This window comes from Rhodobacter aestuarii (assembly GCF_900156655.1).
Lineage (GTDB): Bacteria > Pseudomonadota > Alphaproteobacteria > Rhodobacterales > Rhodobacteraceae > Rhodobacter > Rhodobacter aestuarii.
The window spans coordinates 12631-24626 of the sequence record NZ_FTOG01000016.1 but is presented as its reverse complement, the minus strand read 5'-3'; the positions used below and the strand labels follow the sequence as shown (position 1 = coordinate 24626).

The following is an 11996-nucleotide window of genomic DNA, read 5'->3' as shown; positions in this document are numbered from 1 at the left end:
CAATACGCCCGTGCCACTTTGATTGATCACCACTCCTAATGAAGAAACGCGATAAATCCACCTCTACCGCGAAGGCCGAACTGGCCAGACTCATCGCCCCGGTCGCGGGTCGTTTGCGCCTTGCCGGGCTTCTGGCCGCTGTTTCTGAATTGCTTTGGGCCGCCCAATCCGCGCTCGTCGCCTTGGCGATTGGCGGGCTTCTCGCCCCCCCGGTGTTGCTGCCGATCTGGGAGGCCGCGCTTGGCTTCATGGCGCTCATGGGGCTGCGCGCCGCGCTCGATGCTGCGGCACAAGCGCTGGCCAGTCGGGGCGCAACACGGCTTGTCTCGACCGAGCGGCAAGCACTGATCTCGGCCGCCGCGCGGCTTGATGCCCGCGCCTCTGGCCTCACTCCTGCCGAACTTGCCTCGCTTGCCGGCGAAAAGCTCGCCCTGCTGGGCCCGTTTGCCGCGCGCTACACGCCCGCCGAGATGCGCTCGCGCATCGTGCCGTTGGCGCTGATTTTGATGACCCTGCCCTTTAGCTGGATTGCGGTGCTGATCTTCCTGATCGCGCTGCCGCTCATTCCCATTTTTATGGCGCTGGTTGGCATTGCTGCACAGGAAGCCTCGGAAAAGCAAATGGCGCAGATGGGCACGCTCAATGGCGCTTTGGTGGACCGGATTGCCGCTGTCACCGACCTACGCCTGATCGGAGCAGAAACGCGGGCCGGCAATGACTTGGCCAATGTGTTTGAGCGGCTGCGCGCCCGCACCATGAAAGTGCTGGCCGTCGCCTTCCTTTCCTCCACTGTGCTGGAGCTTTTCTCCGCGCTCGGCGTGGCGTTGGTCGCCATCTACGTTGGCTTCAACCTATTGGGTGAAATCCCTTGGGGGTCATGGGGTGCGCCGCTCAGCCCTGAGGCCGGGATCTTCCTTTTGATGATTGCGCCGACGGTGTTCCAGCCGATGCGTGATTTGTCTGCCGCGTGGCATGATCGCGCCTCGGCGCTTGCCGTCGCCACAGATCTGGCTGCGGCGAAAGAAACGCTCGCCCGCGAAGGCACGCTTCTGGGCTATGGCACGCCCGAAAAGCCCCTGCCGCCAGCAACGCTGCGTTGGGCGGGGCTGGCCTTGCGGCCCGCCCCCAATGCCGCGCCCATTCGCTTTGCCGATGGCGCCATTGCGCCGGGTGAGGCGGTCGCGCTTTCTGGCCCCTCCGGCGCGGGCAAAACCACGCTTTTGGCGGCGCTTGCCGGGCTGATCCGGCCCGATGAGGGCGCCATCTTGTGGGGCGAGACCGAATTGAACGATGCCAATGCCGATGACATTCGCGCCGCGATGGGTTGGCTGCCGCAAGCGCCACAATTCATCGCCGCGCCGCTGGCCGAGGCCATCACTTTGGGGCGCGAGGGCGATTTAAATGCGGCGCTGAAAGCCGCGCAGGCGGAAGACATTATTGCCGCCTTGCCCGAAGGCCTTGCCACACCCTTGGGCGACATTGGTGGCGGTGTCTCGGGGGGCGAGGCGCGACGGCTGATGCTGGCGCGCGCCCACCATGCACAAGCGGCGATGATCTTGGCCGATGAACCAACGGCCGATTTGGACGCCGACACCGCCCAAGCGGTGATGGCGGGTCTGATGGGGCTCAAAGCCAAAGGCGCGGCGCTTTTGATTTCCAGCCATGACCCTGCCGTTCTGGCCGCTTGTGATCGGGTCATCACGCTTGAAGCGGGGGGGCTGCAATGAAATCGCTTCTTCTGGTCGCCCGGCTGATCTCTGAAAACGAACGCCAAGCCTTTTTGCGTGGGCTGATCTTGTCGATCCTCGTGCTGATCATGGGCGCGGCGCTTTTGGGTCTCTCGGGCTGGTTCGTTACGGCGGCGGCAGCGGCGGGCATTGGCGGGATCGGCATAGCTTTTGACTTCTTCCGCCCCTCGGCGGGCGTGCGTTTCCTCGCGCTTGGGCGTGCGGCGGCGCGCTATGGCGAGCGGATGCTGAGCCACGACGCCACCTTGCGCGCCTTGGCCCGCCTGCGCGGCGCGGTGCATTCCGGGATCACGCGGCTGCCGCATGAGGTGCAAGCGCGGCTGCGCGGGGCCGAGGCGCTGAACCGCCTCACGGCGGATATTGATGCGCTAGACGGGCTGATGCTGCGCCTTGTGCTGCCGTTCTTTGCCGCTTGTGCGACCCAAGCCGTGGCCTTTGTGGCGCTTTGGTTCCTTGTGACCCCGGCGACAGCCATTGCGGTGATGGCGATCTATTCGCTGGGCGGCATTTCGATTCTGACCTTGGCTGCTTTGCGGGCCCATGCGCCGGCCACCGCAGCCGAGGCGAGCCTGCAACAGATCCGCGCCCAAAGTCTGGATCTGATGCGCAACCGAGCCGATTTGGCCGTGGCCGGTGCGCTGGAGCGGCAAACCGATGCCGCCTTGGAGGCTGTGCGCGCCGAAGAAGCTGCCCGCCAACGTCTGGACGATATTGACCTTTGGTCTGGCGCGGCGCTTGCGCTCACCGCCGGGCTTGCCGCAACGGCTGCAATCTTCTTGGGCGGACGCGCGGCGGAAGCCGGGATCATCTCGCCTGCGGAAAGCGCGATTGGCTTCTTTGTGGCGCTGGCGCTGGCCGAAACGCTCACCACCCTGCGCCGCGGCTTGGCCGAATGGGGTCGGATGCAAGGCGCGGCAGGCCGGGTCTTGGCTCTGGTCGATACGCCGGCGCGCGCAACGACCCAAACCGCGCCCGCACCGCGCAGCGGCGCCCCGGTGCTGGAAGCCAAAGCGCTGGTGCATCGCCGCCCCGGTGCAGAACGGGCAAGTTTTGGCCCGCTCTCTTTCACGCTCGCCGCGGGTGAAACGCTTTTGGTCACAGGGCCGTCGGGCGCGGGGAAATCCACGTTGCTCGCCACGCTCTCTGGCCTGATTGCCCCCAGTTCGGGCGAGATCCTTCTTTCCGGCGCGCCGCTTGGCGATTGGTCCGAAGCGCGGCTGCGGGAACGGCTCACGCTCGTGCCGCAGCGTTCCGCGCTGATCGGCGGCACGATTGCGGAAAACCTTGCCCTCGCGCTGCCGGAAGAACGCGCGCAGGATGAGGATCGGATGTGGCAAGCGCTGGAAGCGGTGCATTTGGCCGGTGTGCTGCATGCCCGCGAAGGGCTTCAAACCCTGCTTGGCCCGCAAGGCTCGGGGCTCTCTGGTGGTCAGGCCAAACGGCTGGCGCTTGCGCGCGCCGCGCTGCGCCGTCCGCAGGTGCTGATGCTGGATGAGCCGACCGAGGGGTTGGACGCCGCCACCGCGCATGGCACGCTTTTGGGACTGCGCCAGCTTCTGCCCGAAGCCGGGATCATCTTTGTCAGCCACCGCGCGCCCGATGCGGCAATGGCTGACCGGGTGCTGACGATTACGGTCTGAGCTCTACGCCCGCGGCGTTAGCTTCAACTTGATCCCGTGATCCGAGCGCACGGTAAGATGCGCAACCGGCATCGGCACTTCGCCCGCAACCGGCTCAAACCGGAAGGCACGCAAGAACATAGAAAGCAAAAGCGGCCCCTCCGCCATGGCAAAGGCCGCACCGGGGCACACGCGCGGCCCTTCGGAGAACGGCACATACGCATCGCGCAGGCCGGTTTTGCCGTTCTCGGTCTCCCAACGACCCGGATCAAAGGCATCGGGATTGTCCCAAATACGCTCATGGCGGTGAAGGTGCCACGGGCTGACAATGATCTGCGCGCCCTTCTTCACCTTGCGACCCCTGAAATGCATCGGGCAGGCGGCTTCGCGCACGAACATCGGCACCGGCGGGTAAAGGCGCATTGCCTCGCGGAACACCGCACGGGAGAGTTTGAGTTTGCTCAGGACCGAGAAATAGGGCGTGTCATCGCCCAAAACCTCTGTCGCCTCGGCGGCGAGCTTTTCTTGCCATTCAGGATGCGTGGCAAGCAGGTAAAGCGACCACGCTAGCGCAGCGGCGGAGGTTTCATGCCCGGCCAAGAAGAAGATCGCCACCTGATCGACCATCTCGCCAGTATCGAACACCTTCCCGGTTTGCGGGTCTGGCGTGGTCATGATTTTCGTCGCCAGATCATCGGGCGCGGTGCCCGCCGCAATCTCTACCGCGCGCATTTCCGCCAATTGTCCAATCAACGCCCGGATCGCCTTTGCCGTTTCCACTGTTTTCTTGGAATGGACCGAGGGGAACCATTTCGGGAACGGCAAAATCGCCGCAAGGTTTGCGACCGGATGCGCCGCTTGGTGGGCGCGGAACCCCTCAAATGCGGCTTGGGCAATCTCATGTTCAATCGGCATCGAGAACATAGTGCGGAAGATCACATCCATCGCCACATGGCTGGTTTCGGCTTCAATGTCATGTGGTGCGCCGTCGGTCAGGCCCCGTAGGCGCTCCACCGCCGCAACCCCGCTGTGCCACATTGCAGGGAAGACTTCGCGCAGCCGCCCGCCCTCGAACGCGGGGTCAATGATGCGGCGCTGGTGTTCCCAAATTGCGCCATTGGTGATGAAAACACTGTCACGCAAAAGCGGCTTCAGCCCCATGCGGATGCGTTCCGATTTGGGGAAATCATGCGCCGAGCCGCGTAAGACGCGGTGCACCAAGTCAGGCTCGTTGCACAGGAACGAGCGGAAGAACGGTGTGCGCATTTCCGCCATCCAAGCGCGGTAAAGATGCGCGGGCTGGGCCGAAAGAATGTCCCGCTGAAACAGCTTCAAATACTGCCAAAGCGACACCTTTCCTTGCCGTGCGGGCGGCTTCGGGGGCAGGGTCATTTCCGGAGCATTGGCGGTTTCATCGGTCATTTCATGCTCCGTTTGGCCAGTATCGCGCCGATATCGAGGCGCTTTTCGCCTCTGTCAGTGACAGCGCTCACATCGTAAATGCCTCTTTAGGAGGTGATACCATGTGCCGCACTCGCACGCACCTGCCGATAGCGGTATGAAGATTTAAGAGGTTTTCGAAAGGCCTGCGCCCATGGCTGACGTGTTCGATCCGCCCCATCATCCTTGCGGACGGTGCATTTTTTACGAAAAGAGCCTCTGGCATCCCGTGGGGCTTGGGTCGGTGTCGCAACTGACAGGTGGGTTTTCGCGCCGCGAAATCGCCCAAGGTGAGGTGCTCTTTGAACAGGGCGCGCCGAACCGGGGTGTGTTTTGCGTCTCCAAAGGTCTGTTTGCGCTGCGCAGCCACAATGCCGATGGGTCTTCGACACTGATGCGGCTGGCCTATCCCGGTGAGATCATCGGGTTTCGGTCTTTCCTTGGCCAAGGCGAACACCAAACCGAAGCGCGCGCGTTGATGCCCTCGCGGGTTTGCACCGTCGCACGCATGAGCGCCGAACGCCTGATCCGCCACCATCCCGCGATTCTTGAGCGGCTCATGGTGCGCGCAGTGGCAGAGATTGACCGCTCTCATGCGCGGATCATTGCGGCAGCAACCACCTCAAACAAAGAGCGTCTGGCGAAGCTCCTCGCTTGGCTGATGGCTCGGCATGGTGCCCCCGAGGGCGACGAGATGCATATGCAATTGCCGATGACCCGGTCTGACCTTGCCGATTTGATCGGCGTGCAGCGCGAGACGATGTCGCGGCTGGTAAAAAGGCTCGAGGAAGATGGGGTTTACCGCTTCTCGGGTCGTGAGGTTTGGATGCAGGGCGTGCTTGAGGACTATCAAGGCGAAACCGAGGCCGAGCGCGAAGAAGTCCGGCTTCTGGTTCAGCGCCTGCGCTGATCTGTCAAACTGAGGGGCAAGACCTCGTTAACCCCCTTCCTACAATTCTATATTTCAGGCTCCAATTTAGCGTTTCGGTAAGCCGATCAACGTAGCGTGATGCGCACAACTTCGGAGATGCGCACCCGATGGACCTTTCATCCGACTACTCCCTTGCCGACCTTCCCGTGCTGCACGGTGAATTGCAGCGTTTGCTGTCCGAGACCAGTGCCCCCCGGATCGAAACCGGGGCCTTGAACGATGCCTCCTTGGCATTGGTTCAATTGCTTTTCTCGGCGCATCTTTCCGCACGTAGCCTCGGAAAGCGGCTCGAAATCTCTTGCCCTGAAGGGGGCGCGCTGGCCCGCGCGCTGGAGGGGTTTGGCTTTCTGGAGGCCGTCGATACCCGCCCGCGTCTTGAAAACGGAACTTGGTCCGGCCTGACCGCAGCCTGAGGAAGACCCATGACAAAAACCATTATGACCATCGATGACAGCCCCTCGGTCCGGCAAATGATGATGATGACCCTGCGCAGCGCAGGGTTTTCCGTGATGGAAGCGGTGGATGGCGAAGACGCGCTGCAAAAGCTTGCGGCGACCAAGGTCGATGCCGTCTTCACCGACCAAAATATGCCGCGCCTTGACGGGCTTGGCTTCATCAAGAAATTCCGCGCCACGCCGGGTGCGGTTGGCGTGCCGGTGGTCTTCCTTTCTACCGAATCGCGCGATGACCTGAAGGCCGCAGCCCGTGCCGCAGGCGCGACCGGTTGGCTGACCAAACCCTTCGATCAAGAAAAGCTGCTTGATGTTGTTCGCAAGGTCGTGCGCGCATGATCGACGAGGCTGGTCAGATCTTTTTGCAGGAAGCCACCGAACTGGTGGCCGCGCTTGAGCGCGACCTGCTTGCGCTCGAAACATCCCCGGATGATTCCGAGCTGGTGAACGCCGCGTTCCGCAGCCTGCATACGCTCAAAGGCTCCGGGGCGATGTTCGGCTACACGGCGATGAGCGCCTTTTTGCATGAGTTTGAAACCGCTTTTGACCGCGTTCGGCAAGGCGATGTGGCGCTGAGCCCGGCGATTGTGGCGGCGGCCCTTGCGGCTTGTGATCGGGTTTTGCCGATGATCTCCGATCCCGATTCGGAATCTGCTGCCGCGCAAGCCGTGCTTGAAACTTTGGCCCGCGCGATGCCGGGCGGGGAGGGGGCTGCCCCCGCAGCGCAGGCCGAGGCCGCGCCAGAAAACGCCGCGCCGGTGGCCGAGGCTCTGCGCTTCCGCCTGCCGCCCGATGTGGTGAAGCTGGGCCATGACCCGAGCATGCTGCTGGATGAGCTGCGCGAACTCGCGCCCGCGCAGGTGCAGGCGATCACAGACCGGATCGCGCCGCTCGAAACGCTGGACCCGCTCGATTTTCTTGTTGGCTGGCGCGTAGCTTTTGAAACGCCCGTGCTGCGAGAGGCGATCGAAGATGTGTTCATGTTCCATGGCGATGACCTGGAACTGACCTTAGAGGGTGGCCATGCCGCCCCCGCCGCGCCCTCGGCCCCGGTTGAGGCGAAAGGCACGGCAACCCCGGAGGCGGCGCCAAGCAATCCGGCCTCTGGCGCTCCGGCGAAGGTCGCCCCCGCTGCGGGCGAAACGATGCGCGTGGCGACGGAACGGCTTGATGAGTTGATGGATCGCGTCGGCGAATTGGTCATTGTCGAGGCGCGCTTGCAAGCCTTGGCCGCGCAAAGCCGCGACCCCGCGCTGTTGGCCGTTGCTGAAGATATCGAGCGCCTTGCTGCGGGCCTGCGCAGCGCGACCATGTCGATGCGGATGGTGCCGATTGGCTCGATCACCGGGCGGTTCCGCCGTTTGGTGCGCGACCTTTCGGCGATGCTTGAAAAGCCCATTCATTTCGAAGTGTCGGGCGAAGAAACCGAACTCGACAAAACGATGATTGACCTGATCGCCGATCCGCTTGTGCACCTGTTGCGCAACTCGGCCGATCACGGTCTGGAAAGTGCAGAGGCACGCCGCGCTGCCGGCAAGCCGGAGGGGGGCACGGTGCGGCTTTCGGCGGCCTATGCGGGCGCCGAGGTGCTGATCACGCTAACCGATGATGGCCGTGGCCTTGATCCGGGCAAAATCCGCGCCCGCGCCGAGGCCAATGGCCTGATCAGCCCCGATGCGCAACTGTCGGAGCGCGATCTGTACAACCTGATCTTTGAGCCGGGCTTCTCCACCGCCGCTGCTGTGACCGAGGTTTCGGGGCGGGGCGTCGGCATGGATGTGGTGCGCCGCACGATTGAACAATTGCGCGGCCAGATTGAGCTCGATTCCGAACCGGGCCACGGCACCACCGTGACCCTGCGCCTGCCGCTTACGCTCGCCATTATCGACGGGTTGCTGATCGAAGTGGGCGGCGAGCATTACACGATCCCGCTTGCGGCGGTGGAAGAATGCGTGGAACTGCCGCTGGCCCAAGCGCAAGAAAACGGCTCTGCCGCGTTCCTGAATATCCGCGGCGCGCTGGTGCCGTTCTTGCGGCTGCGCGAACTCTTCCATGTCGATGCACCGCTGAGCCTGCACCCGAAAGTGGTGATCGTTCAGGCCGGTGGGCACCGGATCGGCCTCGTGGTCGACCGGATCGTCTCCAACACGCAAACCGTGATCAAGCAACTCAGCCAATTGCACGCACATCTGCGCGGCTTCTCTGGCGCGACGATCTTGGGCGATGGCCGCGTCGCGTTGGTGCTGGATGTGGGCCAGATCGTGGCGCTTGGGCGCGAGGCCGAAGAGCATATTCGCCGGGAGAGTGCAGCATGAACGGCAATCAGATCGACGTGGTGACGATGCGCTTGGGCAAAGAGATGCTCGCTGTGGCCGCTTCGAACCTGCATGAAATCCTTGAGCCCGTGCCGGTCACGCGCGTGCCAAATGCCGGGTCTTTCGTGTCTGGCTTGATCAATGTGCGCGGCGCCGTGGTGCCGCTCGCCGATCTGCGCGCGATCTTTGGCATGGAGGCCGAAGAAACGACGCATGACACCCGAATGGTGGTGCTGGATGTCGAACTGGAAGGCGGGGCTACCACCGTCGCCATTTTGGCCGACAAGGTGCTCGATGTCTCGGCTCTTGATCTTGAAAGCGTCGATGCCGCGCCGCCCGTAGGCAGCCGTTGGCCAACAGAAATCGTGCGCGGCATCGGCCAGCGCGACGGGGAATTCGTTATTTTGCCGGACCTGCCGGCGATCTTCAAATCGCACTGCGCCCGCAGCGCTGAACCTAGGAAGGACATCCATAGATGACTGCCAAAACCAAGACCTCGCGCGGGCGCTTGCAAAGCGTTGCCGCGAAAATGTTCCTGCTCCAGATGGTGACCATCTCCGCCATGGTGGGGATTGCCGCGATCGGGATCTGGGGGGACACCCAAGGGGCGAAAGCCCTGCATTCGGTGCATGACAACAGCGTTATGTCGTTGATGCACCTGCGCCAAGTCGATGCCGCCTATGTCGTCGAGGCGCCCCGTGTGTTGCGCCACGCAGCCGATGGCAAGATTAGCTGGACCGAAGCGCAAGAAGAACTGGCGACGATGCGCCAAACGAGTGCGCAGGAATGGGAAGCCTATCTCTCGACCGAGCATTCTGCCGATGAAGAAGTGATGCTTGAAGAAGCCGTCGCCGCGAAAGTGACGGCAGAGGCCGCATTCTCCCGGCTTGAGGCCGTTGCCCGTGCTCGCAACAGCGAAGGTCAGAATGAGGCTGTTGGCGCCTATCTCGAAGCCGTTGCACCCTTCACCGAATTGGTGGAGAAGCTCGAAGCTTTTCAACAGCATGAAGCAGATGTGCTCACCGAAGTTGGCCTCGCCCGTTCGGACATGATCGCGCTTTTGATTGGCGGCGTCGCCTTGGGGGCAATCTTGCTCGCGTTGACGCTGGTGCTGATGTTCGGCGCGCGTCTGCGCAAAGCGCTTGGTGCAGCCGTCGGTCTGGCCGAAGATGTGGCGAAAGGCGATCTGCGCCACACCATGGACGTGACCTCGCGTGACGAAATCGGTGATCTCTCGATCGCGCTCAATGATATGGTGGAGCGTCTGCGTGTTATCGTGAACGATGTCTCGACCGCCTCGCGCGATGTGGCCACCGGGGCCGAGCAGCTGTCTTCGACGGCGCAAGAACTCAACCACGGCGCCACGGAACAAGCGACCGCGACCGAAGAAGCCTCTTCTTCGATGGAAGAGATGGCCGCCTCGATCAAGCAAAACGCCCAAAACGCGGGTGAAACCGAGGCGATGGCGCGGAAATCTGCCGAAGATGCGCGTCTGTCGGGCAGCGCGGTGACCCGTGCCGTCGATGCGATGCAAACCATCGCCGAAAAGATCATGGTGGTGCAGGAAATCGCCCGTCAAACCGATCTTCTGGCGCTGAACGCCGCGGTCGAGGCGGCCCGTGCTGGCGAACATGGCCGTGGTTTCGCGGTTGTTGCCTCGGAAGTGCGTAAGCTTGCCGAACGTTCGCAAGCGGCGGCTGGCGAAATCTCCTCGCTGTCGAGCAACACCGTGCGTGCGGCGCAAGAAGCGGGCGATATGCTGGCCGGCCTCGTGCCCGATATCGAGCGCACCTCGAAACTGGTCGAGAACATCTCGCGTGCCTCAAGCGAACAAGCCGCCGGTGCCTCGCAGGTCAATACCGCGATCCAGCAGCTGGATCAGGTGACCCAGCAAAACACCTCGGCCGCCGAGCAAATGTCGTCCACTGCCGAAGAGCTTTCGGGTCAGGCCGACCAACTGCAAGCGGCGATTGGCTTCTTCCGCCTGAGCGACAGCGAAACCGGCTCGCGCCGCACCCCCAGCAAAGCCGCGCCCGCGCGCAAAGCCCCGGCCCCGGTCCGGTCTGCGCCGAAACCGGCTGCGCAATCGAACGGCGGTGGCTTCGACTTCCAGCTTGATAGTTCGGAAGACGATCTCGACGCCAGCTTCCTCAGCTCTGGTGGGGCGAAGCGGGGCCGCGTGGCATGATTGGTCCTCAGGTCCTCACGCTACAGATCGACAGTGATCTCTTTGCCCTGCCTGTTGCGCGGGTCCAAGAGATCCTCGATCTGGCGCCTTTCCTCAAGGTGCCGCATTGGCCCACCCATCTTCTGGGTGTGATCGATGTGCGCGGCACCGGGGTGGCCGTGGTTGACCTGCGGCTGCTCTTGGGCCTTGCGCCCAAGCCCGATGATGCGGCCACCCGGCTGGTGGTCTTGCGGCTCGATACGCCGCGGGGCCCTCTTGGGATCGCGCTCAAGACCGAACGCGTGCTCGAAGTGACCGAACTTGATGGCCCGAAGCAAGACCCGCTGCCCGAAACCGGCATGGCCGACGGTGTCAGCCGCTTCGTGGCCGGGCTCGGCCGACGGGATGGAAAACTGGTGGCAATGCTTGATCTGGACGGCATGTTCGATGCCGAAACCCTAGATCAGGCCCAAGGCGCAAAGGCTGCATGATGCCCAACACCGCCCGAAACCAAGGCCCTGACCTGTTCACGCAGTTCACCGATTTTATTCGCGACGAGATCGGTGTGAACCTGTCGTCGGCAAAACGGGTTATGATCTCCGGGCGGTTTCACAAACGCATCGTTGCGCTTGGTCTGAAGGATTTCGACGGCTACCTGACGTGGCTTTATGAAACGAAATCCTTCGACTCGGAACGTCACCACATCTTTGATGCGGTGACGACCAACAAGACGGATTTCTTTCGTGAATCCGAGCATTTCGATATCTTGCAAGAGGTCTGCATTCCGCGTTTCCGCGAAACCGGGCGCAACCGCTTCAAAGCGTGGAGTGCCGCAGCGTCCACCGGGGCAGAGGCCTATACGCTGGCGATGGTGCTCGCCGAACAGGCGCGGGTGTCGCCCTTTGATTGGGTGATCCTTGGCACGGATATCAACAACCGGGTGCTTGAGACCGCGCGCCTCGCGATCTATCCCGAAGACCAGCTTCGCCCGCTCACACCGGCCGAGCGTAATCGCTATTTCCTGCAAGGCACGGGCAACTATGCAAAAGCCTTTCGGGTTGTGCCCGAATTGCGGGCCCGTGTGAACTTTACCCGGCTCAATCTGATGGATCAGAGCTTTCCGATCGACCGCGATGTCGATGTGATCTTTCTGCGCAACGTCCTGATCTATTTCACGCCGGAAGATCAGGCCGCGTTGATTGATCGGCTTGTCCACCATCTTGCCCCAACCGGCAGCCTGTTCGTTGGCCATTCGGAATCGATGGTCGTGCGCCATCCCGCGCTCGAACAGATTGCACCCGCCGTTTACAACAGGATCTGACCC

11 protein-coding genes are annotated in these 11996 nt (G+C 62.7%); 10 read left to right on the top strand and 1 reads right to left on the bottom strand.

The annotated features are described in order from the left end of the window. The first annotated feature begins 38 nt into the window (after positions 1-38). Positions 39-1727 (top strand): ABC transporter ATP-binding protein/permease, encoded by a 1689-nt coding sequence (locus BW967_RS17415; RefSeq protein ID WP_076486372.1) that lies wholly within the window; start codon positions 39-41, stop codon positions 1725-1727. Then, positions 1724-3388, top strand: coding sequence for a thiol reductant ABC exporter subunit CydC (cydC, locus tag BW967_RS17410; RefSeq protein WP_076486371.1), 1665 nt, complete (start codon positions 1724-1726; stop codon positions 3386-3388). The genes BW967_RS17415 and cydC overlap by 4 nt, the downstream gene beginning before the upstream one ends. A gap of 3 nt (positions 3389-3391) precedes the next feature. On the opposite strand, the gene BW967_RS17405 is transcribed toward cydC, so the two are convergent. After that, a complete protein-coding gene (locus BW967_RS17405; protein WP_083952307.1) occupies positions 3392-4789 on the bottom strand; it encodes a cytochrome P450 in 1398 nt (465 codons plus the stop codon). Positions 4790-5051: 262 nt separating this feature from the next. On the opposite strand from BW967_RS17405, the gene BW967_RS17400 reads away from it, so the two are divergent. The 8 genes from BW967_RS17400 (at position 5052) to BW967_RS18805 (ending at position 11993) form a co-directional block, all read left to right on the top strand. Continuing rightward, a complete protein-coding gene (locus tag BW967_RS17400) occupies positions 5052-5717 on the top strand; it encodes a Crp/Fnr family transcriptional regulator (RefSeq protein ID WP_245826614.1) in 666 nt (221 codons plus the stop codon). A gap of 128 nt (positions 5718-5845) precedes the next feature. After that, the gene (locus tag BW967_RS17395; protein WP_076486369.1) at positions 5846-6151 is read left to right on the top strand and encodes an STAS domain-containing protein; all 306 of its coding nucleotides are present in this window, start codon (positions 5846-5848) and stop codon (positions 6149-6151) included. 9 nt (positions 6152-6160) lie between these two features. Continuing rightward, the gene (locus BW967_RS17390) at positions 6161-6529 is read left to right on the top strand and encodes a response regulator (protein ID WP_076486368.1); all 369 of its coding nucleotides are present in this window, start codon (positions 6161-6163) and stop codon (positions 6527-6529) included. Then, positions 6526-8505, top strand: a complete 1980-nt coding sequence (locus BW967_RS17385; protein ID WP_076486367.1) for a chemotaxis protein CheA — start codon at positions 6526-6528, stop codon at positions 8503-8505. The genes BW967_RS17390 and BW967_RS17385 overlap by 4 nt, the downstream gene beginning before the upstream one ends. Beyond that, positions 8502-8984, top strand: a complete 483-nt coding sequence (locus tag BW967_RS17380) for a chemotaxis protein CheW (protein WP_076486366.1) — start codon at positions 8502-8504, stop codon at positions 8982-8984. The genes BW967_RS17385 and BW967_RS17380 overlap by 4 nt, the downstream gene beginning before the upstream one ends. After that, the gene (locus tag BW967_RS17375; protein WP_076486365.1) at positions 8981-10693 is read left to right on the top strand and encodes a methyl-accepting chemotaxis protein; all 1713 of its coding nucleotides are present in this window, start codon (positions 8981-8983) and stop codon (positions 10691-10693) included. Before BW967_RS17380 ends, BW967_RS17375 begins: the two co-directional genes overlap by 4 nt. After that, entirely contained in the window at positions 10690-11163 is a 474-nt protein-coding gene (locus BW967_RS17370) for a chemotaxis protein CheW (protein WP_076486364.1), read from the top strand. Before BW967_RS17375 ends, BW967_RS17370 begins: the two co-directional genes overlap by 4 nt. Next, on the top strand, positions 11160-11993 hold the full coding sequence (locus BW967_RS18805; protein ID WP_245826612.1) for a CheR family methyltransferase: 834 nt from the start codon (positions 11160-11162) through the stop codon (positions 11991-11993). Before BW967_RS17370 ends, BW967_RS18805 begins: the two co-directional genes overlap by 4 nt. The last annotated feature ends 3 nt before the right edge of the window (positions 11994-11996 follow it).